Consider the following 24,529-nt stretch of genomic DNA (forward strand, 5'->3'; position numbering starts at 1 on the left):
ATTTCTATTGACTTTTACTAGCTGGTCTATAAATGGCACTCCTAAAAATAATTCTATTATTCCTATGATAATTTTATAAGTTTTTGATGTGACATCCAATATTATATAACCTCACTTCCAAGTTTTATTTTAAAATTCTAAGCCTATAAGCATTCATAGCTGTATAGCCAAGCTTTCCCATCAACTTATAGTTGGCGTATGCACCTACTGGTGCTCCTATTCCAGGTACCAATTGCAGCATCTTTGCAATATCAATATAATCCCTGTATTCTTCTTGAAAAGTTCTCCAATCAAAATTATCTCCGTTTAATGGAAGGGATTCAGAATAATTATCCCAATCAGATATAATTTCATAAACTTTATTTCTTCTCTTGTCACTTGAAAAAGCTATTTGAAATACATATAGAATATACAAACGTTCTTTATAATCTTTCAGGTCAAAACCATATATACCTGCTGCATCGAATAAAAATTTTATCTTCAGACTCAAAAATATGGGAAAATCCGCCACTCCAAGAATAAGCCCACCAGCACCAGTCCCTGCACCACTTAGCATGGCAGTTTTTTTGTAGATCTCAATTTTTCTTCTAATTAAATTCTCTCTTGCTTCTAGATCCAATTTAGAATTATCCAAGTTCTCTTTTGAAATATATTTAAATCCGAATATTACAGTCCTTACCATAATTTTTATTGATTTAGTAATCATAATATTAATCTTTTCAGGAATAATGCCATTTATCTTCTTTTGAATATTTTTCGTAAGTCCATTAGTAAGACTGGGCTTTTTTTTCATCTTCTTCTGCCAGTTTGACAATTCTTTAAATACCTTATCTTCATATAAACTCATACAATCTCCCCACATAATTATTTATTAAATGACATTTTATATTATCTCCTAAAAATGCAATAACATTTATACATTTGAGAAACTATAATTCCTTGTTAATCATATTATGCCATAAATTTGTAAATTTATATACATATTTATATTACTATTCAATGATTAACCTCACATACCATAATGTTCTGAATATTTTCATTAATGTTTCTACCTACTTTACACAATAGGTACAGTTTGTTCACATTTCTTATTTATACTCTAAATAAGTTTTAAAAATAAAAAACTTAAACAAAATTTTAGGGGGATACATTTTATGAATAAAAGAATTAAATCAATAGTTGCAGCAGCAGCGGTAATAGGGGCTTTAACAACATCTGCACCTACTATGGCAAAGGCGGCTGGAATTAATTGCAACAATGCAACTAATTGTACTACTTCAAATTGCAACACACAGAACTGCACTACACAAAACTGCAGCGATTCAACTTGTACCACTTCAAAAACTCAACAATCTTTATTACAGGATATTATAAAAAAATATCCTCAACTAAAAAACTGCAATACCGTTAATAAAAAAATTACAACTTCAAATAAAGCTAAAACACCTAACGAATCATCAGTAAACAACAAACAATCCACTAATACTCAAAACAATACTCAAACACCAGCAAACACAAATAAGGATAATGAACAAGCTTCATCTTCTATAAGTGCAGAAGCAAATGAAGTAATAAGACTGGTAAATGTAGAAAGAAGCAAGAATGGACTAGCTCCACTCAAAGCAAATGCTGAACTGTCTAAAGTAGCTGCAACTAAAGCCCAGGATATGATTGATAAAAACTATTTCGACCACAATTCACCTACATATGGTTCACCTTTCGATATGATGACTAAATTCGGCATTAAATATACTACAGCTGGTGAAAATATTGCCTATGGGCAGAAAACTCCTGCTGAAGTAATGAATGGATGGATGAATTCTTCAGGTCATAGAGCAAATATATTAAATTCCAATTTTACTGAAATTGGAGTTGGAGTTGCAAAGGATAAAAATGGAACACCTTATTGGGTCCAAATGTTTATAAATCCTGGAAAATAATAATACTTATATTGGAAAGCTGAGAATAAATATTATATTCTCAGCTTTTATTATTTATATACTATTTCATCAAATTTCTGTAATCAATTTTTCCACTTGAGTTCAATTTTAAATGCTGAACTATTTTTATCTTTTTAGGTTGAAGATATGATTCAAAATTGATCCTACAATATTCTCTTATTTCTTTTACAGTTATATTATTGGTTTTGGGTACAATTGCAGCACATATTTCCTCGCCTTTTAAAGAATCCTTTATTCCAAATACCACTGATTTTAATATTTTAGGATTATTATCCAATATCTTTTCTATATTATATGGTAGTATTTTTATACCGCCTTTATTTATAGTGTTATTTTTTCTACCTAAAATATATAAATTCCCTTTACTATCAATTTTTCCTATATCTTCAACTGTAGCCCTAGGTCTGAAATCTGGAGCTATATATGGACTTTCCACCCATACTACATCATCCTGTATCCATAATTTTACTTGTGGAAATGCCTTTCCCACACTATTTACATTTTTATTATTTCTAAATGCTACATGTCCCAATTCACTGGCACCATAGTATTCACAGACATATGCATCAGGGAATTTACTCTTTAGCATATTGACAGTGTCACTGTCAATTTTATCACCCGCACTTAATATTGACTTTACATTTCTAAGTTCTGTTTTAAGTTCCTTCAACAATATTCTATAGTGAGCAGGCACCATAAATATACTTGTAACATTATTTTTACAGATTTCCCGTATCCATGTTCCAGGATAAATACTGCTGGAAAATACTATGCTTCCACCTTCATTTAAAATATGCATTGCACTATTGAGATTTGCAGTATAGGAAAGTGATCCTACTAAAAACAGTATATCCCTACAGCTTATGTGAAATACCTGATTTTGATATTTAAATGCACTGGTCCAACTTTTGTGATCTCTCCATATGACTTTATTATGACCTGTAGTTCCAGAGCTTAGTGCACCAAGAAAAATATCAGAATCTTCAATTAAGGGTAATCTACCTTCCTGACCTACTAATTGAGTTTCAAAAATAAATTTATCATCTATTATACAGCATGGATTTATTTTCCTAACTATTGAATCCATCTTTGATTGAGTTATTTTGAAATTTATAGGAACAGCCGCCAATCCAGCTCGTGAACATGCCAAAAAATTAATTATAGTATTTATTGGATTTATATTTTTTATTATAACTTTTTCACATTTACTATACCTAATTGCCAAGTATTCTGCTCTTTGATCAATACAATGTACAAATTCTCTATAAACAATTCTATTATTTCCAAAAGACATACATATTTTATGTGGATTTTGTTTTGCATTTTTATATATTCCTGAAAAAATCAACATTTTATCAATTACACCTTTCTATAATGGCAGCTTCCCCCAATCCACCTGCCACCCCTAATGTTGTTAGCCCTATTTTTTTATTTTGATTTTTTAATGCTTCCATAAGGTGGAGCATTATTATAGCGCCTGAAGCTCCATAAGGATGACCATATGCCAGGGCTCCCCCATATATATTAACTTTTTCTTTTTGGCAATTAAAGTATTTCAAAAATGCCAGCACTTTTACCGAAAATGCTTCGTTTATTTCTACTAGATCCACCTGATTTATATTTAAATTTCTAGACTGCAATAATTTTTGTGAAGCCGCAATGGCTCCAAGAGGAAAAAGGTTTGGATCAACACCTGAACTATCTCCCGCCATCCACATGACTTCAGGGTGAAGATTATACTTTTTTACAGCTTTTTCAGATGCCATAAGTACAAGGGCCGCACCATCGTTAGTGCTGCAGGCATTTGCTGCAGTTATTGTACCCTGCTTGCCTAAAATAGGGATAGCTCTTTTCATAAGTTTTAATGAAGGTTTTTTCCTTATATTCTCATCTTCCAAAACTATACCTTCCTCAGTTTTTAAACCAAAAATTATGTTTTTCAACTTTTTTTCACTTCTGGCTTTTGCAGCTTTTATATGACTTTCCAATGCCCAGACATCCATATCCTCTCTTGAAATATTACAGTATTTTGCCGTATTTTCCGCACCTTCTATCATATCAGGGTCCCCAATAGAATATGGAGAAAATTGAGCTCTTTTAAAAAATACATCTTTTCCGCTGTATCTTTTATCCATTGGATTATATTGCTTGTTAGGTGCAAGGCTTGTACTTTCAGAGCCACCAGCTATAATGATATCCCTTAGTCCTGATTTTATCATACTTGCAGCCATATTTATGGATTTTAATCCAGAACCACATTGAAAATCTAAGGTTGTTCCACAAACTTCAAAGCCAAGCCCCGCATCGAGCAAACTCAATCTTGCGAGGTTTCCTCCAGGACCAATTGCATTTCCAAGAATAACTTCTTCTACTGAATTTTCAGGAATACTATATCTATGTATAAGTTCTTTAATCAAATATGATGCCATCTTTTCAGGAAGGATATTCTTCAAACATCCATTAGTTTTGCCTATAGGAGTTCTTAATCCTCCAATTATATAAACCTTAATGCCGTTTCACCACCTTGTTTAATCTTGCTGAAATAAATACAGCTGCTATAGATTTTATGATATCTCCGGGTAAAAATGGAAGAGATCCAACTATAAAAGCATTTTTTATTCCAATTTTTGTTATGAACCCAAGCCATGCGGTTCCCATAAAATGAACTACTACTATACCACCAAGCACACAGGCTAAGAACATATTCATCAAGGATTTCTTTCTGCGTGTTAGAAGACTTATTATAACTGCACCTGCAAAATATCCAATTAGATAGCCTCCTGATTTGCCAACTACAATTCCAATTCCAGCTCTTCCTGCTGAAAATACAGGTATACCTATGCATCCCATAAATAAAAATATAATCATGCTCAACCCTGCCTGTATTGGTGTGAGAACACAGCCTGCAATCATTACTGCTAAAGATTGAGCTGTTATAGGAATCGGTGTAAACGGCAATGGAATTGTAATATAGCTTAAAATTGCTGTAAGTGCTGCAAATAATGCTGAATAGATCATATCTCGTATACTTAATTTTTTATACAATTTAATCTTCCTCTCTTCATACGTAATTATAAATATTCTTGTCCATACTATGACTTCCTCCCGTCTAAAATAATATATTAAATGTGCTATATTGTCAACTCTATATTTTTATATAGTTGACAATATGAATATAAAAAAACTTATCAATTAAATATCGATAAGTTATAATTTATATTTCATCAAGATTTACTTGGTTCTTCAATATTATCAGTCTGTTCAGTGCTTTCCTCACATTTATCTTTAGTTAAAGCTTCCAAACACTTTGAAACTTTTTTGTTTAATATTCCTGCAGCCAATAAACAAACTGCAATTCCTCCATATAATCCAACAGGTTCAAATATACCCGGAAGAAGTTGAGATGGTATCAATTGTTTTTGAACTGTAGCTGCTGAATATCCCTGTCCTACATATTGTGCTACAGTATTTTTAAATAATAAAACATTATTAACTAATAGTGCGACTCCTATAAGCGCTACAACAACAGCAGCCACATATAAAAGTATTGAAATGGAACCCTGTTTTGATTTTTTTACATTGTCCTTGCTTTTGATTTTCATGATAAATTGTCTCCATTCTGCCCTTAATAGACTTATTATACATTTATAATAATAGATGTTTATTTCATTTAAGTGTCAATATTGTTAACATTTTATAACATATCACAAAATAAAAACTCCCACCTCGCGTCAGGAATCATGACAAATAGATGAGAGTTTATATATTAAACAATTTATTTAAAATACTCTTGTCCTAATAAATCAGCTGTAAGTAAAGCGTCATATAATTGATCTGGAGTTACATCTCCTACCAAGTTATGCGCTGTTTCACCTGGTACACAAGCATTTTCAGCAGCTATATGAACTCTTTGCACATCTGTTATACCAATTTCTTTTAGAGTAACAGGAAGACCCACACTGTAGCAGAAATCCATTACCTTTTTAATTTCTTCTTTTGGTGCATTTTCTAAAATAAGCTGAGCAATAGTACCAAACGCAACTATAGAACCATGCATAGTCGATTCACATTCTTTCAATGCTGTAAAGCCATTGTATACTGAATGTGAAACGGCAAGACCACCGTTATCTGCACCTACACCACTTAAATATACATTAGCTTCAATAATAGCTTCCAATGCTGGTGTTATTAAATGATTTTCACAGGACAATTTTGCCTGATATCCATTTTCCAGCAAAGTTTTATAACATAATTCACACAATGCCATAGCGGACAATGAAATTCCTCCATTTTCAAGACTTGGAGAATCACTTCTTTTACAAGCTCTGGCCTCAAAATAAGTTCCAAGAGCATCCCCCATACCTGCTACAAGGAATTTAGTAGGAGCATTTGCAATAATTTCACTGTCTACAATAACAGCTTCTGGATTTTTCGGATAAAATAAATATGTATCAAAAGTTTCATCATCATTGTAAATAACAGATAATCCAGTACAAGGTGCATCTGTAGCAGTAACTGTAGGAACAATAGCTACTGGAAGCTTTTCATAATGAGCAGTAGCCTTTGCAGTATCAATAGCAGATCCTCCGCCAATACCTACAACTACCTGAATACCTTCATCCTGGACTATTTTTCTCATTTTTTGGATTTCACTTTTAGAACTTACTCCACCAAAAACTTCAAAATGTAATTTGCAATCAGAACCTTCAAAACTTTTCTCGATTTTTTCGTGACAATATTTATATCCACTTTTACTGCAGATAAAAAGATATGAAGAACCTAAATCCTTTGTTTCCTCATAAAAATTTAATAGTGCGCCTCTACCCTGTAAATATTTTAATGGAGCTCTCAATAACTTCAATATTGCCATATTATAAAACTTCCTTTCTCATTCTAAAAATATTCTTAAATAAAACCTGTTGTTATTTTATTATCAAATAAATAGTAACATATTTATTATAAAGTATCAATAGAATAGGAAATATCTTTTAATATTTATCGTTTAATGTATAAGTTTGTAACGTTTAAAACATTTTATGTCATTTTTTAAAATTTTTGTAGTTATTAAATTATTAACAATAATTCATCTTATCAATAATTTAACATGTTATTCTAACATAAATTCATCTATAACTCTACCGTCCACATTCTTTAGTTTAATTCCCAGCAATTTTGCCATGGTTGGAGCTTCATCAATTAAATTCATCTTATCAACAATTGCATTTTTCCTAATTCCCTTCCCTCCTGCCATAAAAACAGTAGTATAATCTTTCTTATAAGGTGAATAACCATGTGTGGCCTTTGTAATATTACGCATTCTGTTAACTTGTTCCGGAATAACCTTCTTTATTACATCTCCTTCTGTACCATCTAAAAAATAAAATCCTCTCTTTGCTTCAAGCATAAATGTACATTTAGGATCTGCACCAAACTTTGTTGCAATATCACTGTTATATATTTTTTCAATGCAATTGGTATTTCTGTTAAAGTTACTTATCAGGGAGTATATTCCATTTTTAAGTTCTTTGTCAGTGCTGTGTTTTAAATAAACATATGCACATCCATCACAATTTTTCACAAATGCCCTATATCTTTTTATATTGCCTTTTTTATCCGTATGAATATAACCTGTATTTTTTAACATCACATTTAAATCTATTATTTTATCTTCATCAAAACTGCTGTGATCTCCAAGGGCTATTATTGTACTGTCTTCATACATATGATTTTCCTTCAAAGTTTCTATTATTTCACCTAATCTCTTGTCGTGCCTTTTTAATGAACTCTTCGCCTGTGTTGAATAAAACCCATGACAGTGTCTCATTGCATCCAGTTCTGAATAATGTACAAAAGTTATATCAGGTCTTTTAGTTTCTATAGTATATAAAAATGATCTATGAATAAAATCATCAAGTTCAGGGTGACTTATACCATTTCTAATATAGCCAAATTTTTTATTTATCTCATATTGAAATAAGGGACTTCCATTTAAAAAAGATACTATAAGTTGATTCTGCCAAAATCTGTTTGGAAATATTTCGGGAACATTGTACTGTATTTTTGAGTTTGCTGTAACTGGCCATAAAAATGCAGCTACTTTCATTCCTTTTTTTATTGCAAGATCATAAATAGTATCTCCTTTTATATATTTTCTACTCCAGTACCAATCTGGAGATTTTCTATAGGGTTGAAGTAATGTATTATTTACTATTCCATGATTTCTAGGATATTTTCCTGTAACAATGGTGGTATGAGCAGGATATGTAAGACTTGGATATACACTATATACATTTTTACAATACGAGGCTTCTGCAAGGAACCTTTTAAAATTTGGCAGAGATGATATATATTCAAAATCCAGACTGGAAAGACCATCAAATGATATTACATATAGATATTTTGTCATTCTTGACATATAAACCCCCCATTTATCTATAAAGTATCTTCTTATATAAATATTAGTCCCTAATGATAGAGACTAATACCTAATACATTTTATTTAATTATTGCGTTGCATACTTTTTGTATTTTTCATAGTCGACTTTACTGCATTCTACTGCTATTGATATACCCTCATTTTTATAATCTGTTGATTTTATATTTGCATTATCATTTAAATATGATACTATATCTCCTCTATCGTATGGAATTAGCATATTACAATTAACATACTCCCCAAAAACTTTTTTGATAATTGCATCGATAAGTTTATCCATTCCCTGCTTTTTCCTGGCAGATATATATTTTTTTCCTTCACTTTGTTCCGGAATTTCAGAATCCTTAAGATCTATTTTGTTGTAACAATAGATAACTGGAATATTTTCCGCACCCAGTTCTTTTAGCGTATTTTTTGTAACAGCTATTTGTTTTTCATAATTAACATTTGAATAATCCACTACGTGAACAAGCATGTCGGCTTCTGAAACTTCTTCCAGAGTTGAACGAAAGGCTTTTATGAGATAATGTGGTAATTTACTGATAAAACCTACCGTATCAGTTAACAAAAATGCCTTATTGTCAGGCAGGTCAATTCTTCTTACAGAAGTCTCCAGAGTGGCAAATAGCATATTTTTTTCAAATACCTTCTTTTCCATTGATGGATTGAATAAATCTATAAATAAGTTCATAATGGTCGATTTTCCTGCGTTGGTATATCCCACCAGGGAAATTACAGGTATACCTTCTTTTTTACGTCTCTTTCTTTGATTCTGCCTTTGAGTCACAAGTGTTTCCAGTTCTTTATCAAGTTTACTAATTCTATCTTCTATCTTTCTACGATCAAGCTCTAATTTTGTCTCTCCTGATCCCCTATTATATAAACCTGATCCCCCTCCCTGACGATCCATGGATTCACCAAATCCAATTAGTCGGGGCAGCATATACTGTAATTTTGCAATTTCAACTTGAAGCTGTGCTTCTCTTGTCCTTGCTCTCTTTGCAAAGATATCCAAAATTACAGAAGTTCGATCTATTATCTTGCAATCTATAGCTTTTTCCAAATTTCGAATTTGGGAAGGTGTAAGTTCATCATCAAAAATAACCATATCCACATTTTTTTCATCAACAAGTTTCTGTAATTCCTCCACCTTTCCCTTTCCAAAATATTGAGAAGAATTTATTTTATCCAATCTTTGAGTTATTCTATCAATAACTTCAATATTACATGCATCAGCTAGATTATACAATTCCTCCATCAGGTTTTCAAAATCATCCTGGTTGCTTAATTCAACTCCGGCAATTATAGCCTTTTCTCTATCTTCCATCACATATACCTCCATTTTTATTAAAATAAAAAAAGCACAGGTCTGCTGCCTGTGCATGTAATAAACGGAAAATACATTATAAAACACACCTGCTCTTATATACTATAAAATAACAGACTACCATTCTTAAAATGCATTTTTATATACTTATAAACATATCTATAATAAGGTTATCTTAAAAATATACATAAAAATTCCGATTACCCCGCAGGTCAGCAGAGCTATAAACACTATTAAATTAGTCACATAAAGTGTAAAATCGAAATTTAATGCGCATTTTCCAGTAACCCTCCATTCTAATTAAAATCAGTTATATAATATCATATATATAATAGTAAATCAATTAATTTATTTCTTCACTATTATTCGCAATAAATCTCTTTTTTATGAAAACAGCTCCAAGTATCAAGGCAATTAAAATAAAAAATACAGCTGCTATTATCGAATAGATGTCCACATAGGAAGCAATTGTTTCCCAGGCATTCCCTGCAAATCTTCCCAAATAAACAAGTACCACGTTCCAAATAAAAGTTCCCGAAATTGTTAAAATCAAAAACGAACTCAATTTCATCTTTGTAATTCCAGCAGGTATGGATATGAGACTGCGCACAATTGGAACAAATCTACAGAAAAATACTGCCTTATTTCCATGTTCTTCAAACCATTTTTCAGCTTTTTGGATGTCCTCACTCTTCAAGTGCATTACTTTTCCAAATTTTCCTTGTACTAATTTTTCAAGTCTTTCCGTACTTAAAAATCTTCCAATTGCATATAGCACAAGAGCACCTATTACTGATCCAATAGTAGCTACTAAAATAACCAACCATATATTCATACTGCTAAATGTTGTCATAAATCCACCAAAAGTTAGAATTACTTCTGATGGTATGGGTGGAAAAATATTTTCAACAGCAATGAGCAAACAGATGCCAATGTAGCCAAACTGTTCAATGACGTTTAAAATAATTTGTTCCATATCTTCCTCCGGTAAATTAGATTTTAAATTTAATTATTGTGAATATAACACATTTTCTGAATATTGTAAAGTGATAAATTAGTTAGAGCTATAAATATGTATAAATATTTCTGTGATTAAAATACTATTTTTAGAGGTGATCCTATGCATATAAAAATGGCAGAACTTTGTAAATTATATACAAGTATTGAAAAACATATACTCCAAGATTCCATTCCCTCAAATTATTTAAATAAAATATATAATTGTTCAATATTCCGTGAATATCCTTTTGATATGCTGTACAAATTAAAAATTACTGAACAATCAAAAAAATATCATCCAGAAGGAAACGTATGGAATCATACTCTTCTTGTTGTAGATGAAGCCGGTAAAATAAAATCAAAGAGTAAAGATAAAAAAGTATTCATGTGGTCGGCATTTCTTCACGATATAGGAAAACCTTCTACAACAAAGAAAACAAATGGCAGAATAACGTCATACAATCATGATAAAATTGGAGCTGAGCTTGCAAAAGAATTTTTATTATTTTTCAAAGAAGATAAGTATTTTATTTGTAATGTCTATAATCTCATAAGATATCATATGCAAATACTCTTTGTAGCAAACAATCTTCCTTTTGCTGACATAGAGGGAATGAAATACAATACAGATATTCGTGAAATTGCCCTGCTTGGTTTATGTGACCGAATGGGAAGATTAAATTCAAACAGATTGGAAGAAAGAAAAAATATTCAAAAATTTCTCCAAAAATGTAAAAAGTATACCTCCAATTTAAAATAAATTGAAGGTATACTTATGCAAATTCATCAATTATATTTATATTATTAGAATCAGCTTTTTTACTATTATTATCGTTTTTTAATTCTTCTCCTGAAGCTCCAAGAACCTCATTTATATTTTGAGATTGTTTTTGCTGAATTTGAGATTTAATATTTTCCAGTTGAGTTTCTAACTGTTGAATTTTAGCCTTCTTTGTTTTTTCATCATCCTTACTGGAATTTTCCTGCTGTATTTGTTGTTGTATAGATGTTGCTTGTTTTTCAAGTTGACCTGTATCACTGATATTTAATGATACTCCTATAGTAGACATAGACACAGAAGAAGTTGAAGAAATACTCACTTTAAACACCTCCATTAAAATTATTTATAATTATTTTAATATATCTATCTTAATATTTTCTTAAAATTATAATTATTAAACTCTTTATACCAAATAACCAAATAATTATATATATATTCCTCTAATTACCTGGCATACTCTTTTCTATATTGCACAAGCTTTAATTGTAAGTAGTAAAACATACTATAAAAAGGAGTGTGTATTATGTCATATAACAATAGTAACAAATTAGTAATACCTGAGGCTAAGGAAAAATTAAACCAATTCAAAATGGAATCTGCTTCAGAGGTTGGAGTAAATTTAAAACAAGGATATAATGGAGATTTGACTTCAAGAGAAGCTGGATCCGTCGGCGGACAGATGGTAAAGAAAATGGTTCAGGCCTATGAACAGGGATTAAAGTAATATAAAAAAATATAAAAAGAAGCTTTTTCAAAATAAAATTTTGAAAAAGCTTCTTTTTTATAACTAATTTTTTTAACTTTTCTAAACTACTTCATTGAATTTATGATATTATCTGAAAGTTCATTCATTAAATTAATATCGCTTTCTTTCATACTGGAACGTATTGACACTTCCTTATCTAAAATAGTCATATTCTTCATTTCACCTACAAGTTCACGCATGAGTTTACCTGATTGAGGTGCCCATGAACCATTTTCTAAAATAGCAATAGTACGATTTTGAAGATTTAATGCCTTCATGTCCATTATATAACTGAGCATTGGAGGATAAATCTTCATATTATAGGTTACACAAGCAAGAACTACATGACTGTATCTAAATGTTTCCGCAATCAAATGGGATAGATGAGTTTTGGAAACATCATACATGACTACATTATTCATTCCCTTTTCCACTAATCTCGTTGCCAAATTGTTGGCAGCAGATTCTGTATTACCATACATTGATCCATAAACTATCATTACACCTTTTTCTTCTGGTTCATAACTACTCCACTTGTCATACTTTTCAAGATAATATCCCAAATTATTGCGCCATACCAATCCATGAAGTGGACAAATAGTTTTAATATCCAATTTACTTGCTTTCTTTAAAAGGGCTTGTACATTAGGTCCATACTTGCCTACAATGTTTGTATAATACCTTCTAGCATCTGCAATCCAGTCACGGTCAAAATTTACTTCATCATTAAATAGTTTGCCATCTAATGCACCAAAGGAACCAAATGCATCAGCGGAAAATAATACACCATTTGTAGTATCATATGTAACCATGACTTCAGGCCAATGTACCATTGGAGCAGTTATAAATTCAACATTATGTTTTCCAAATGACTTAGTATCGCCCTCTTTGACTTCTATAACTTTTCCATCTATATGAAATCCAAACTGTTTCATAAACACAGCAGCCTTTTTAGTACATATAATCTTTACACCCGGATAACGAAGCATAATCTCTTCAAGAGATGCAGCATGATCTGGTTCCACATGATTTATTACCATATAATCTAAAGTTCTGCCATTTAAAACTGCCTTGATATTTTCAAGGAACTGACGGCAAATCGCCCAATCTGCTGTATCAAAAAGTACAGTTTTCTCATCTAAAAGTATATAAGAATTATAGGAAATGCCTTTTGGAAGTGGATGCATATTTTCAAATAAAGCAAGGCGATGGTCATTTCCTCCGACCCAATAAAGATCTTCATCTACTTTTCTAACACAATACATATATTTAATCCTCCTACTAGTTATTATAAGTTATAAATTTAAATCATGTTATTATTTTAACACATATTGAGCAAATAAAATTTTAAATTTGTGTCCGCATTTTTTCAAACAAATACAAAATGTTTGCTTAATGTACGGACATTTTATCGTATATATATATTATACATAATTTTAAAATAAATTACACTTATCTCAAACAATTAAAACTCTTCATATACAGCTGGATCCTGATTATTAGTTCTTCCTGACTTACATGTCAGTTTACAAATATTTTTCATTTCTACATCAGACAATTCAAAATCAAATATATTTAAATTGTCACTCTGGTGCTGCTTTGAAGTTGCCTTTGGAATCGGAATTGCTCCAAGCTGTATGTGCCAGCGTAAAATAATTTGTGAAATTGTCTTCTTATGCACTTTGGCTATTTCACCAATTCTTTCCTCCTTAAGTATACTGTTAGCTCTTCCAAGGGGACTCCATGATTGTGTTACAATATTATGTTCTTTATTCCATTTACGCTGTTTTTCCTGATTAAAATATGGATGAAGCTCTATCTGGTTTATACTTGGTGTCACACCTGTTTCCTTTATTAACCTTTCTATATGTTCAGGCAGGAAGTTACAGACCCCTATTGATCTTATGAAACCTCTCTTTTTTGACTCTATCAAAGCCTGCCATGCTTCAACATACAAATCAACCCTTGGATTTGGCCAGTGAATCAGGTATAAATCATAATAATCAAGTCCCGCTCTAAAAAGTGACTCCTGAACAGTTACAATTGCCTCTTTATATGAATGATGACGTCCTGGCAATTTTGAAGTGATTAAAAGTTCATCTCGCGATACAGGACTCTGTTTAACAGCTTGACCTACTGCTCCCTCATTTTCATAGTTGAATGCAGAATCAATTAATCTATATCCAATGTCAATTGCCTCTTTTATGGCATTTGCTCCATCCATACCATTTAACTTATAGGTTCCGAAACCAATAGAAGGTACTCTAAGTCCATCATTTAATTCTATTTCCATAACTTTATCCTGCATAGTAAACACTCTCCCTGTTTTTATCATAATTTTACAGATATTATACTTCTTTTAATAGGAAAAGTCACTAATTAAAATAGTTAAATAAACAACAATAAACTTACAGCCATAACTGCCATCCCAACCATTAATCCATATATAGATAGATGGTGTTCTCCATATTTTTGAGCAGATGGAAGTAATTCATCTATGGATATAAATACCATTATGCCAGCCACTGCTGCAAAGAGTATGCCAAATGTTAAATCACTTATGAAAGGCATTAATATCAGATAGCCAATAAGTGCGCCTAATGGTTCCGACAATCCAGATAGAAAGGAATATATAAATGCTTTTTTTCTGTTTCCTGTAGCAAAATATACTGGTACAGACACTGCTATTCCTTCAGGTATATTGTGAATTGCTATGGCAACTCCAATTGGGATAGCTATTGTTGGTTCCTTCAGTGCTGCAGTAAAGGTAGCCAATCCTTCTGGAAAATTATGAATTGCTATGGCCAATGCTGTAAATGTTCCCATTCTCAATAAATTAATGTCAGGATTATTTTTATTTTCATCTATATCTTCTATTTTACGAAGTTCATGAGGATTTTCATAGCTCGGAATAATTTTATCAATTATTGCGATTAAAATCATACCTGCAAAAAATGAAAATACAGTAACCCATGAACCCATTTTAATTCCCAATTCACCTATAAGGGAATCTTTAGCTTTAAAGAATATTTCAATCATAGATACATATATCATTACACCTGCAGAAAATCCGAGACTTACTGCTAAAAACCTTGTATTGGTTTTTCTAGTAAAAAAAGCTAAGGTACTGCCAATTCCCGTAGATAGGCCCGCAAAAAGAGTTAATAAAAATGCCATAATCAAATTATTCATATCAAACCTCCGAAACGTCCACTAATCCTGCTCCTTAAAAGCAAAAAATCTTTGTCCAAAATAGTTGAGTGAAGTAAATAATATCATGCCTACAAACATAGATACATTATCTTGTATTTTAGTACCCGCTGCACTTAAAAAACTCCTAACTAACGGTTTTGCAACTCCATATGAGATTAAATAGCATACCAAAATGTTAACAATAAATTTAACCACTATCTTAACTGACTTTTCTCTATTCTGAAATGTCCAGTATTTATTGAGAATATAGCTTAATATACTAGCCAATATATAATTTGCTGATGATGAAATCCAGTAGTTCAATCCTAATAAATTATAAAAGCTGAACATAATAAATGTACCAACTAAAGTGTTGATTATACCAACTATTAGAAATTTAAGCGTTTTAATATCAACTATATTTTTTAATCTATTCATCTAGCTATTCTCCGCTTCAGAATTTTTCTTTTGATCTGTATTCTTTTCCTTTATTATATAAAGAGGTCTATGCTTCGCTTCTAAATATGTCTTGGCTAAATACTCACCAATAACCCCTATACATAATAACTGAATTCCACTTGTCAAGAGAATTACACAGACCAACGACGGCCATCCACTGGTGGAATCTCCAAAATATAAAGTTCTAACAATAATCAATACAATAAAAACAATAGCAATGCCAAATAAAATAATACCTAAAACAGAAGCCAATGCTAATGGAGCAGTTGAAAAAGCCACTATGCTCTCAATAGAATACAAAAACAATTTCCAAAAAGACCATTTAGTTTCTCCAGCTACACGTTCAATATTTTCATATTCCAGCCATTTTGTTTCAAAACCAACCCAGCTAAAAATACCTTTGGTAAAACGGTTATATTCTGTAATAGACAGTACAGCATCAACCATTTGTCTCTTCATTAGTCTAAAATCTCTAGCACCATCTACTATTTGAGTTTTTGATAGTTTATTAATCAATTTATAATATAATCGTGCAAACAAACTTCTAATAGGTGGTTCACCTTTCCTTGTAACACGCCTGGTAGCTACAGAATCATAATATCCACTCTTTAAAGTTTCATACATTTCCTTTAACAAAACAGGTGGATCTTGTAAATCCACATCCATAATTGCAATATAATCTCCTTTACTTTCCTTAAGTCCAGCATACATAGCTGCTTCCTTACCAAAATTTCTTGATAATAAAATATATTTGACACGATCATCTTGAATTGCCAACTGTTTCATTTCCTTTGCAGACTTATCTCTGCTACCATCATTTATATATATAATTTCATAATCTATATTGGGTATTGTATTCAGTTTTTTTACTATTTCACCATAAAATATTGGAATTGCCTCTTCCTCGTTATAACATGGCACTACAATAGATATACTATCCTGTTGTTTCATTTTATACTCCTTATATATTTTTAATTTGAATCAGTTTTCTTTCTTATAACTAGAAGATAGAACAAAAATATAATCCAGCTAGCTAAAGATACATATTTTGATGCTGCTTGCAGAACAGTTTCTCTATAATAAACCTTTACCCTTCCTTCGCCTTTTACAATTACAGAAATTAATCCTGCCTCTTGTCCTCTATTTAAAAATGGTTCACTAACTGTTCCTCTTCCTGTCAGTTGTGAAACATACCCTTTATAATATATTAATGGAAGTGTAACACTTTGACGATTAGTTGTTTTAAAATCAAAAATAATCGTATCTCTATTTTTAGTATAATTTTTTATGTCTATATCTTTTTTATTGTATAGTAAATCCAGTTTTGTATTCTTCAAAGTTGTGTAATGTGCTTTTTCTGGCAAGTACTCGGCTCCTCCAATATAGTCGGTATTTATATGGTCGAGCTGGGTATATTTAAAAACTTTACGTGAGCGTTCAGAACAATTTATAGAATATGATACAGAAAGTAAAATAACCAGAAATAGTAATACACTGGTTATTCTTTTACTTTTTAAAAGCTTCAAACTATCCTCTGCAATAATCCAGCACAAGCATAATGTAACAATTGAAATAAATCTCCATGGAAATTGTATGGTATGCAAAAATGTCCTTTCAGCTATTTTCCAGGGAAATAAACTAGTTGTCAACAATAAAAATATTAATCCAACAATAAATATGTCTCTAGTGCTTCTATTTTTTAGTTTCCTAATTGAAAATAAATAAATAATTAAAAATATCAATAATACAACACCCAGGTTAGAAGTTAAAGGTGTATTTGACAGTGAATCAGTAACTAGTCCCCCTAAGTTTTTGGCATATTTCGACACATGAAAAACTAATATTGTTACCACAAATTTTTGAGAATGCATCTGCTCTAAAATAGGGACAAGACTAAATGCAACTAAGAGTATTATTACTAAAACTGATTTGATAAAGCACTTCAATCGTTCCCTATCATAGTAAAGTTTTTTAATATTAATAAGCAAAAAAACAAAAACAGCAAGTCCAAACATGATTGTTGACAGCATATGAGCATAAATAATCAACGAAATTCCTATTGTCATGAAATACCATTTATTCTTATTTTTATAGAGAATATGATATAACCCCATAAAAGCCAAAGGAAGAAATGACATAGCTAAAGTTTCTCCTAAAGCCGCCCTGCCAGTTAAATCAAAAAGGCGATAAAAAGATAGTGTATAAAGCAGTGAAAATATCAAGCTTTTACTTATCTTTTTCTCAATATTCATCATAGAAAAATACGATATAACAAAAGTTAAAAAATTAACGAAAACAAGGAAAATCACATAGGATTCAGCTAATGAAAATCCTAATAATCTTAAAACTGCAGGAAAATACAAATATACATCAGAATAAAATATGCTTGTGGCATAGCCCATTGAATGCATGAATGTCATGTTTATTCTAGGGAAATAGACATGACTTCTTAAAGCTTCATATAATCCTTCTATCCTAACTGCATGAAATTGGTAATCGTCGCCGGTAACCATTCTAAAATTATAAATGTGAGAAAAATATAAAGATACTACACTTAAAATTATAAAAAATATTGCAATGCTTGTATTAATCACCAGCGAATTGTATATTTTATTTTTATCTTTCATAAGAAACTCCTATAAAGTATTTTTTAACAAAAAATTTACACAAAGTAATTATATTCTTAGCAATTTCTACTGTCAACATATTCGACATTATGCTACAAATTCATTTAAAAACTTTACAAAGAACTTTATTAATAAATTTAAGCCATTAAAAAGAAGTGAATTATATTGCAAATTCACCTCTTGGATGTACAAACTGAATCATTCAAAAACTACTATTGATTTCCTGTTTTTAATTTTTAAAAATACTGTTTCCAAAATTCTTAAAACATGATTTAAATTCTTGAGTTCAATATATGCCGTTTCTATATCCTGTCCTATTACAATATCTATATAATTCGGTTCAGTACACAAAAGTGCTCCTTGGTTTGTACCAAGTACATGACTGGTAAATACGTTTTTATCCAGCATCTTACTAATTCTATCACTTTCAAGCACTCTCGCTCCTGGTTGTATACGCTGCATATGTATCATATGTTTTTCTTTGTTACAGCTATTATATCGCATGTGATTAAAAATTAAATGCAGCAGATAACTTATACATTTTTTAATAACATGATATAATCAAATAATTATAGAAGATGTATTCAATTACGCCGTAATACCTATAGCGCAAAAAAGCCAAAGCTAAATTTTGGAAAAATGAATGTAGTTTGTCAGGTATGTAGTATAATTATATATAAAAGTACTTCTATAATATTCAAAATATAAAATCAGAGATGTAAATAATTTTTCATTTTAAATAGGTTTACCAATTTTATAATTTAACTTTTCTAATTATATAAAGGTGGTTAAAGCAATGAATAATAATGATGATACAGAGTCAACTAAAACTTATCATATTGATATTCCAGATAACCTGATTAAAGAATGGCAGAGTATAGTGGATCTCATAGCCCGTATTGCAAGAGTCCGTGCAGCTCTTATCATGAGAGTACAGAACGGAGAAATTGAAGTATTTATAGCCAGCAATACTAAAAATAATCCTTATAAATTGGGAAACAAGGAAAATCTCATAGACTCGGGACTTTATTGCGAAACAGTTATCAAAAAAGGTAAAATGCTGCTAGTACCCAATGCATCAAAATCGGATAAGTGGCGAAATAATCCTGATATGAAATACAATATGGTGTGTTATTTAGGATTTCCAATCAGATTGCCTAATGGAGATTTTTTTGGAACAATTTGTATGCTTGATGACAAGGAAAATAACTTTTCACAGGATATGAAAGATTTTATGGAAAAAATGCGAAACTTAATTGAGTCTTATTTAAATTTATTGCACTTAAGTATCACTGATCAGCTAACAGGCTTATATAATCGTACTTACCTCGATATAAAAGCATCTAAAGAAATTAAAAAGGCAAACTTCAACCAAAAGACTATTACAGCACTTTTATTGGATATAGATCACTTTAAGAAAATCAATGATACCTTTGGACATCAAATCGGTGATGAGGTGCTTAAGAATTTTGCTGAAATTATGACTTCTTTTTTAAGAAATAGAGATATAACTTTTAGATTGGGTGGAGATGAATTTATCGTATTAATGCCAGATACATCTATTAATGATGCAGTAATGGAGGCAGACAATTTACGTTTAAAAGTAGAAGGAATTCAAATACGACCTGACCTTAAAATAACAATAAGCATTGGAGCTGCAGAATGGAAATGCGGTGAATCTTTAGATAGCTGGTTTATGAGGGTGGACAAGGCTCTATACAAGGGTAAACACGCTGGAGGCAATCGAGTTATGTCATAAAATATTGCTAACTAAATTATAATACTAGTGATACGTTCACCGTTGGGAGTAAAAGTCATGACACAAGTATCATTGGTTTTGTTTTGGATTAAAATGAGCCCTGGTAAGGGCTCTCAAATTAATCATTTTGCCTATCTACTTCAAGTATCTCTCCAGTATTAGCATCTATTGTAACTTCATATATTATCCCACTAGTAGTTCTAATGTAAATTTCGTAAACTAATAAACCATCTTCAGTGTCCACTTCAACTCTTATTACTTGCCCTGGCACCCTTTGTAATGCAGTTTGTATAGCTGTTTCAGCATTAATACGATACTGTCTCCAGTAATTATCCCATAAATTATAAAAAGGAAATAACATTATTCACTCATCTTTCATTTTATTATTCGCCTTATTATTATATTCAAGTAAAGAATATTAGTGAATTTTATATATTATTCTAAAACATGTTCACTTTCTTTGTTTTAATATCTACCTTATTTTCAATTTTATCTATTCTCTTTTTAATTACACCTTATATTTCTCCAAATTACTATATTTCAAAGATAGCTTTAATCTCTCTAGTTAAGTTAACTCTTTCATAATTTCAATTCCTTACATGCATAATAATTCTAATTCTATAAATTTTATAAATATTTTTCCACATATTTGTTTTACATATTTCCAATATTCTCCTCCTAGTGTTTTTTATATAATATATAAAGTTTCCAGTATAATATATCTAATTTCTGTACATTCTATTTCATATAAGGTTATTAATATATTGAATCTATTAATATTCAATGTTTACTCAAACTTAAATATTATGCTGAAGTATATTGATAGTTACCTTTATACTGGGGATGATCAATCTCCAGTGTTTTAATAATCATAGTTCTCCTATAACCATTGCTATGCCAGGATTTCACTCCTGGCTTTTTTTATTTTATTTGATAACTATTCCTTTACAGCTCTTGTATATGATTATTTTAAATACATAAAATAATCGAAAGGAGATGATTATTTTGTCTAGAAAAAATAGAATATTAGTGCCCGAAGCTCGACAAGGTCTTGAAAAATTGAAAATCGAAGCTGCAGAAGAATTAGCTAAAAATAATAAAAATCAGGATTCCTCACATCAAGTTTTTTCTATAGGCGGCCAGATGGTAAAAAAAATGGTTGAAAGCTATGAAAAAAAGTTAAAATAGTTACTTTTGTATCACACAAGCTCATCTCTTGTGTGATTTTTAATTTTATTCCTTGTATTCAAAAATATTTTATATTGTAATTCAATGAAAATGATTCTCTTAAATTTACTGTTTATATTTTCCAACTTTTGCTTTCAAAACTCAACCATCAACATCTTAATACCTCCAATCAATCAGCTAATATTAGTATAAAAGTGTAAACATAAAGGAATAGACTTATAGAATTAATAAAATAAAAATATAGAAAACATTTAGGATGCCTTTTTAAAAGTAATATTTGAGATATTTTTATTGAAGTCTTCTGATATTCTACATCTTACAACAAGATATACTATACCTAATCCCATCCATGTAAATCCCACAATTTTTGAAATATTAGAAAGTCCTAATAATATATATATATACACACACATTCCAAGCAATGGTACAACTAGTAGAATTTTAAAACCTGTTATTTTTTACATTTCAGTTAGTAACATTTCCTTTTTCCTATATTTAATTTTTAATTATTCTCATGTCTATTATCAGATAAAAAAGATAGCTAATATGCTATCTTTTTTAGTTTACACTTGATCTTAGATTAGACCCAACTATTGCATCCATCTCTATCTCTATTAATTGTGTATGACGGTTGAGCATAGGAGTTCCAACAATTGTACAAAGAGGTTTGATATCATGAAAAATTTTTGAATAAGCTTTACCAATTTTTCAAGAATGTATTTTGTCTGCTTGTAAGCACTTCCTTCTCCATAAACTGTACCATCCGGCTGTACAGCTGTAGTTCCTCTTTATATTTTTGCTTTAAATCTATCATAACGGAAAGCATTTATATCAAGAGTAGTTTCTTTTCCTTCTACCATTTCTGATAAAAGCATACCAACAGTTGGCGAAATTCCAAATCCGTGCCCAGTAAAAGCACATGCAAGTATAAAATCGGGTACTTCATCTACAAAACTTATAACTGGTGTGAGATCTTTACACTCATCAATCCAGCCTGCCCAGGTACGAACAATTTTTACATCCTTTAACATGGGAAAGTATTTCATTATTCCTCTGCATATACATGATGCCGTAATACTTGAAGTTGTAGGTGTTCCATTATCTTTATTAAAAGCTTCATAACCCGATGAACCGCCAAATACAAAAGAACCATGCTTATTATATGAAATTAAATCCGAAAAACAATTGTACTCTATTATGCTGCAGCCTTTTAGTAAATTACTTTTAATTCTACTATTTTCTTTTTCTGAAAATCCACGACTTAACACCTGTGGTACCTTAAACATTAAATCGCACGAAGAAAAATTAAAGTTCTGAATTCAAAGCAAAAGTGGAAACTTGATTTCACTTTTTCCAAACATCTTTCATATAATACAGTAGAAAGGGTGATATTTATGTTCGTTAATCCATGTCAGCCACCATCCTATCCAATGCCTTTATATCAATCCCTTCGGGGCAAGTATTTCGTTGGGTTAAGCCGAGAAGAATTCGGCGAAGGCAGATATGCGTGGGCCGGACTTTTCAATCCCCGCGATTCCGGAGTATTACTTTTCGTAAATGTTTTTACCGTTAGTAATGTTACTGAAATTCCATTTTCTTTTCAGGTCTGGCTGAATACAACAGCATCAGGAAAGGCAAAGCTGACGGATATGCAAAGCCCATCAAACACAGCAATCCGACCTCTGCCGAAACCGAGAATTAAGTTTTTGTATTCAGAAAACGTCGATGCGGAACCTACGGGTGGAACAATCATATTTGGACGCCGTTGTCCTGCTGAAACGACTATTGTGTCGGAAGAAGACGGGAAATTCATTTGCCGGCCTGGAGGTAATTTTTTAATAAACTGTCTTCCACCAGAAACAAACAACGAAAAAATTCTTGGACGTATCGCATTTGGATGGTGGGAGGAATCTTGCATATAATTCCCGAATGATTTTCAGACTGGAGCCCAACGCAATTTCAACCGCGACATTCATTTTATTTTAGTGACATCAGTACCATCGTACTGTGCTTCGCAGCATTGCCGATAATTGTCACTAAAATAATACTAAATATAAGTGTTAAAAGAACCAAGCGACTTATAAATAATCACCGTTTAATTCTTCAGTTATATAGCAGCTTACAGCGTTACTTAATACTCCAAGGCCGCTGTTGTCAAAGTTGCCTTTGGCACTCTTTTTATCACAAACACATATAATTTTATCAACTCAAATGTAAACTCCAAACCATAGGTACTGTGTGAAAACACAACCGCCTTTTTGGCGGCAAACTGAATTACTTATTCTGCTTTTTACATTTGATTGGAAGTTTTTCAGACCACGAGAGAAAATCTTTCAGAAAATCAAGATCAGTATCTTACATGTGCTTTGGAATTTCTGTAAGAAGGAATTCAAAGTAATTGTATGATTTTAAGTTATTAGACTTAGCAGTCTCTGCAATACTGTAAATTATTGCACTGACCTTAGCACCGTCAATCGTATCGATTAGATTCCACAGTTGTGCTTTCCAATAAAAAATTCTCTGATACTGGCTTCTGCTGCATTATTATCAGCGAGAATATTACCGTCATCAAGAAAAACTTTTAAATATTTCTTCTAGTTAAGACAGTATGTTAATCCCTTACCTGTTTTAGATTTGGGCAGGACTTCATTCCTGCGCTTTTTTAGCCATTTAAAGAAAGCCTCAACTAGAGGTTTTTCAGTTAGTTGTCTCTGTCTCTGATGTTCCCCTGGATTTTTCCTTTCCGAAGTATAGCAAAAGATTTAGGAATGAATGATCAGACCTTAGGAAACTGGATAAAAAATAAAAAGACAGAGAGAATCCTTCAAGATCTAGGGAATGTGAATTAATCTACCGGGAAGAGTATAAAATACGTGAATAAGCAAGGAAGGAATTTAAGATTTTAATAGCATCATAGTTGATTTTATGAAAAATAATGCACTCAATAATAACAATAGCAATTATGCGATATTGAGAGAATTTCTGACTCTGGAGTGTCCACTTGTTCGAGAAAAGCTCATTATTTACTTTAGAAAAACTAGTAGTTTTTCTAAGT

At 31.1% G+C, this 24,529-nt stretch carries 24 protein-coding genes and 3 pseudogenes; 6 read left to right on the forward strand and 21 right to left on the reverse strand.

The window, feature by feature from the left end:
* Positions 1 to 124: 124 nt before the first annotated feature.
* Positions 125 to 847: an EcsC family protein gene (locus J418_RS0109295; RefSeq protein ID WP_017895432.1), complete on the reverse strand. Its 723-nt coding sequence runs from the start codon at positions 845 to 847 to the stop codon at positions 125 to 127.
* Positions 848 to 1,154: 307 nt separating this feature from the next.
* On the opposite strand from J418_RS0109295, the gene J418_RS0109300 reads away from it, so the two are divergent.
* Positions 1,155 to 1,940, forward strand: a complete 786-nt coding sequence (locus tag J418_RS0109300; protein WP_017752577.1) for a CAP domain-containing protein — start codon at positions 1,155 to 1,157, stop codon at positions 1,938 to 1,940.
* A gap of 61 nt (positions 1,941 to 2,001) precedes the next feature.
* Here the strand turns inward: J418_RS0109300 and J418_RS0109305 are convergent, their stop codons facing one another.
* From J418_RS0109305 to J418_RS0109340, 8 genes are all read right to left on the reverse strand, one after another.
* Complete coding sequence (locus J418_RS0109305) at positions 2,002 to 3,312, reverse strand: AMP-binding protein (RefSeq protein WP_017895433.1); 1,311 nt, start codon at positions 3,310 to 3,312, stop codon at positions 2,002 to 2,004.
* A 4-nt stretch (positions 3,313 to 3,316) separates the two neighbouring features.
* Positions 3,317 to 4,471: a thiolase family protein gene (locus J418_RS0109310; RefSeq protein WP_026142640.1), complete on the reverse strand. Its 1,155-nt coding sequence runs from the start codon at positions 4,469 to 4,471 to the stop codon at positions 3,317 to 3,319.
* Complete coding sequence (locus tag J418_RS0109315; protein ID WP_017752574.1) at positions 4,467 to 5,006, reverse strand: biotin transporter BioY; 540 nt, start codon at positions 5,004 to 5,006, stop codon at positions 4,467 to 4,469. Before J418_RS0109315 ends, J418_RS0109310 begins: the two co-directional genes overlap by 5 nt.
* A 179-nt stretch (positions 5,007 to 5,185) precedes the next feature.
* Positions 5,186 to 5,563, reverse strand: coding sequence for a hypothetical protein (locus J418_RS0109320; RefSeq protein WP_017752573.1), 378 nt, complete (start codon positions 5,561 to 5,563; stop codon positions 5,186 to 5,188).
* A 173-nt stretch (positions 5,564 to 5,736) separates the two neighbouring features.
* A complete protein-coding gene (locus J418_RS0109325) occupies positions 5,737 to 6,831 on the reverse strand; it encodes a glycerol dehydrogenase (RefSeq protein WP_017895435.1) in 1,095 nt (364 codons plus the stop codon).
* Positions 6,832 to 7,068: 237 nt separating this feature from the next.
* Entirely contained in the window at positions 7,069 to 8,376 is a 1,308-nt protein-coding gene (locus J418_RS0109330; protein ID WP_017895436.1) for an alkaline phosphatase family protein, read from the reverse strand.
* Positions 8,377 to 8,464: 88 nt separating this feature from the next.
* Positions 8,465 to 9,724 (reverse strand): GTPase HflX, encoded by a 1,260-nt coding sequence (gene hflX / locus J418_RS0109335; RefSeq protein WP_017895437.1) that lies wholly within the window; start codon positions 9,722 to 9,724, stop codon positions 8,465 to 8,467.
* A 343-nt stretch (positions 9,725 to 10,067) separates the two neighbouring features.
* Positions 10,068 to 10,700, reverse strand: coding sequence for a DedA family protein (locus J418_RS0109340; RefSeq protein ID WP_017895438.1), 633 nt, complete (start codon positions 10,698 to 10,700; stop codon positions 10,068 to 10,070).
* A 144-nt stretch (positions 10,701 to 10,844) separates the two neighbouring features.
* Between J418_RS0109340 and J418_RS0109345 the strand changes: the two genes are divergently transcribed.
* Entirely contained in the window at positions 10,845 to 11,483 is a 639-nt protein-coding gene (locus J418_RS0109345) for an HDIG domain-containing metalloprotein (protein ID WP_017752568.1), read from the forward strand.
* Between the two features lie 13 nt (positions 11,484 to 11,496).
* Here J418_RS0109345 and J418_RS0109350 read toward each other — a convergent pair whose 3' ends face one another.
* Positions 11,497 to 11,823 (reverse strand): FlxA-like family protein, encoded by a 327-nt coding sequence (locus J418_RS0109350; RefSeq protein ID WP_017895439.1) that lies wholly within the window; start codon positions 11,821 to 11,823, stop codon positions 11,497 to 11,499.
* A gap of 204 nt (positions 11,824 to 12,027) precedes the next feature.
* On the opposite strand from J418_RS0109350, the gene J418_RS0109355 reads away from it, so the two are divergent.
* The gene (locus J418_RS0109355) at positions 12,028 to 12,228 is read left to right on the forward strand and encodes an alpha/beta-type small acid-soluble spore protein (RefSeq protein ID WP_017752566.1); all 201 of its coding nucleotides are present in this window, start codon (positions 12,028 to 12,030) and stop codon (positions 12,226 to 12,228) included.
* Positions 12,229 to 12,314: 86 nt separating this feature from the next.
* On the opposite strand, the gene J418_RS0109360 is transcribed toward J418_RS0109355, so the two are convergent.
* The 7 genes from J418_RS0109360 to J418_RS0109390 form a co-directional block, all read right to left on the reverse strand.
* A complete protein-coding gene (locus J418_RS0109360; RefSeq protein ID WP_017752565.1) occupies positions 12,315 to 13,514 on the reverse strand; it encodes an FprA family A-type flavoprotein in 1,200 nt (399 codons plus the stop codon).
* Positions 13,515 to 13,714: 200 nt separating this feature from the next.
* On the reverse strand, positions 13,715 to 14,557 hold the full coding sequence (locus J418_RS0109365) for an aldo/keto reductase (protein ID WP_017895440.1): 843 nt from the start codon (positions 14,555 to 14,557) through the stop codon (positions 13,715 to 13,717).
* Between the two features lie 80 nt (positions 14,558 to 14,637).
* Positions 14,638 to 15,441, reverse strand: coding sequence for a zinc transporter ZupT (zupT, locus tag J418_RS0109370; protein WP_017752563.1), 804 nt, complete (start codon positions 15,439 to 15,441; stop codon positions 14,638 to 14,640).
* 21 nt (positions 15,442 to 15,462) lie between these two features.
* On the reverse strand, positions 15,463 to 15,879 hold the full coding sequence (locus J418_RS0109375) for a GtrA family protein (protein ID WP_017752562.1): 417 nt from the start codon (positions 15,877 to 15,879) through the stop codon (positions 15,463 to 15,465).
* Complete coding sequence (locus tag J418_RS0109380) at positions 15,880 to 16,851, reverse strand: glycosyltransferase family 2 protein (RefSeq protein ID WP_017895441.1); 972 nt, start codon at positions 16,849 to 16,851, stop codon at positions 15,880 to 15,882. It abuts the gene before it with no gap.
* A gap of 20 nt (positions 16,852 to 16,871) precedes the next feature.
* Positions 16,872 to 18,527, reverse strand: a complete 1,656-nt coding sequence (locus J418_RS0109385) for a YfhO family protein (protein WP_017895442.1) — start codon at positions 18,525 to 18,527, stop codon at positions 16,872 to 16,874.
* 198 nt (positions 18,528 to 18,725) lie between these two features.
* Positions 18,726 to 19,031, reverse strand: coding sequence for an encapsulin (locus tag J418_RS0109390; protein ID WP_335617646.1), 306 nt, complete (start codon positions 19,029 to 19,031; stop codon positions 18,726 to 18,728).
* A gap of 292 nt (positions 19,032 to 19,323) precedes the next feature.
* On the opposite strand from J418_RS0109390, the gene J418_RS0109395 reads away from it, so the two are divergent.
* On the forward strand, positions 19,324 to 20,286 hold the full coding sequence (locus tag J418_RS0109395) for a sensor domain-containing diguanylate cyclase (RefSeq protein WP_017895444.1): 963 nt from the start codon (positions 19,324 to 19,326) through the stop codon (positions 20,284 to 20,286).
* Positions 20,287 to 20,404: 118 nt separating this feature from the next.
* On the opposite strand, the gene J418_RS0109400 is transcribed toward J418_RS0109395, so the two are convergent.
* Positions 20,405 to 20,647, reverse strand: a complete 243-nt coding sequence (locus J418_RS0109400) for a PepSY domain-containing protein (protein WP_017752557.1) — start codon at positions 20,645 to 20,647, stop codon at positions 20,405 to 20,407.
* A 644-nt stretch (positions 20,648 to 21,291) separates the two neighbouring features.
* Here J418_RS0109400 and J418_RS0109410 point away from each other — a divergent pair.
* The gene (locus J418_RS0109410; protein ID WP_017752556.1) at positions 21,292 to 21,474 is read left to right on the forward strand and encodes an alpha/beta-type small acid-soluble spore protein; all 183 of its coding nucleotides are present in this window, start codon (positions 21,292 to 21,294) and stop codon (positions 21,472 to 21,474) included.
* A gap of 558 nt (positions 21,475 to 22,032) precedes the next feature.
* Here the strand turns inward: J418_RS0109410 and J418_RS16825 are convergent.
* Positions 22,033 to 22,259: pseudogene (locus J418_RS16825) on the reverse strand (RidA family protein); the annotation flags it as partial.
* Positions 22,260 to 22,262: 3 nt separating this feature from the next.
* A pseudogene (locus tag J418_RS0109420) lies at positions 22,263 to 22,634 on the reverse strand (NAD(P)/FAD-dependent oxidoreductase); the annotation flags it as partial.
* 234 nt (positions 22,635 to 22,868) lie between these two features.
* On the opposite strand from J418_RS0109420, the gene J418_RS0109425 reads away from it, so the two are divergent.
* Positions 22,869 to 23,396, forward strand: coding sequence for a DUF6143 family protein (locus J418_RS0109425; RefSeq protein ID WP_017752554.1), 528 nt, complete (start codon positions 22,869 to 22,871; stop codon positions 23,394 to 23,396).
* Positions 23,397 to 23,748: 352 nt separating this feature from the next.
* On the opposite strand, the pseudogene J418_RS17080 reads toward J418_RS0109425, so the two are convergent.
* Positions 23,749 to 24,191, reverse strand: a pseudogene (locus tag J418_RS17080) (IS66 family transposase); the annotation flags it as partial.
* Between the last annotated feature and the right edge of the window lie 338 nt (positions 24,192 to 24,529).

Source organism: Clostridium tyrobutyricum DSM 2637 = ATCC 25755 = JCM 11008 (assembly GCF_000359585.1).
GTDB classification, from domain to species: domain Bacteria; phylum Bacillota; class Clostridia; order Clostridiales; family Clostridiaceae; genus Clostridium_B; species Clostridium_B tyrobutyricum.

Excerpts from the sequence above, each read along its gene's own strand:
- J418_RS0109295 (WP_017895432.1), bottom strand. The coding sequence starts at position 847 with ATGAGTTTATATGAAGATAAGGTATTTAAAGAATTGTCAAACTGGCAG.
- J418_RS0109300 (WP_017752577.1), top strand. The coding sequence starts at position 1,155 with ATGAATAAAAGAATTAAATCAATAGTTGCAGCAGCAGCGGTAATAGGG.
- J418_RS0109305 (WP_017895433.1), bottom strand. The coding sequence starts at position 3,312 with ATGTTGATTTTTTCAGGAATATATAAAAATGCAAAACAAAATCCACAT.
- J418_RS0109320 (WP_017752573.1), bottom strand. The coding sequence starts at position 5,563 with ATGAAAATCAAAAGCAAGGACAATGTAAAAAAATCAAAACAGGGTTCC.
- J418_RS0109325 (WP_017895435.1), bottom strand. The coding sequence starts at position 6,831 with ATGGCAATATTGAAGTTATTGAGAGCTCCATTAAAATATTTACAGGGT.
- J418_RS0109330 (WP_017895436.1), bottom strand. The coding sequence starts at position 8,376 with ATGTCAAGAATGACAAAATATCTATATGTAATATCATTTGATGGTCTT.
- hflX (WP_017895437.1), bottom strand. The coding sequence starts at position 9,724 with ATGGAAGATAGAGAAAAGGCTATAATTGCCGGAGTTGAATTAAGCAAC.
- J418_RS0109340 (WP_017895438.1), bottom strand. The coding sequence starts at position 10,700 with ATGGAACAAATTATTTTAAACGTCATTGAACAGTTTGGCTACATTGGC.
- J418_RS0109345 (WP_017752568.1), top strand. The coding sequence starts at position 10,845 with ATGCATATAAAAATGGCAGAACTTTGTAAATTATATACAAGTATTGAA.
- J418_RS0109355 (WP_017752566.1), top strand. The coding sequence starts at position 12,028 with ATGTCATATAACAATAGTAACAAATTAGTAATACCTGAGGCTAAGGAA.
- J418_RS0109360 (WP_017752565.1), bottom strand. The coding sequence starts at position 13,514 with ATGTATTGTGTTAGAAAAGTAGATGAAGATCTTTATTGGGTCGGAGGA.
- J418_RS0109365 (WP_017895440.1), bottom strand. The coding sequence starts at position 14,557 with ATGCAGGATAAAGTTATGGAAATAGAATTAAATGATGGACTTAGAGTA.
- zupT (WP_017752563.1), bottom strand. The coding sequence starts at position 15,441 with ATGAATAATTTGATTATGGCATTTTTATTAACTCTTTTTGCGGGCCTA.
- J418_RS0109375 (WP_017752562.1), bottom strand. The coding sequence starts at position 15,879 with ATGAATAGATTAAAAAATATAGTTGATATTAAAACGCTTAAATTTCTA.
- J418_RS0109380 (WP_017895441.1), bottom strand. The coding sequence starts at position 16,851 with ATGAAACAACAGGATAGTATATCTATTGTAGTGCCATGTTATAACGAG.
- J418_RS0109385 (WP_017895442.1), bottom strand. The coding sequence starts at position 18,527 with ATGAAAGATAAAAATAAAATATACAATTCGCTGGTGATTAATACAAGC.
- J418_RS0109390 (WP_335617646.1), bottom strand. The coding sequence starts at position 19,031 with ATGCGATATAATAGCTGTAACAAAGAAAAACATATGATACATATGCAG.
- J418_RS0109395 (WP_017895444.1), top strand. The coding sequence starts at position 19,324 with ATGAATAATAATGATGATACAGAGTCAACTAAAACTTATCATATTGAT.
- J418_RS0109400 (WP_017752557.1), bottom strand. The coding sequence starts at position 20,647 with ATGTTATTTCCTTTTTATAATTTATGGGATAATTACTGGAGACAGTAT.
- J418_RS0109425 (WP_017752554.1), top strand. The coding sequence starts at position 22,869 with ATGTTCGTTAATCCATGTCAGCCACCATCCTATCCAATGCCTTTATAT.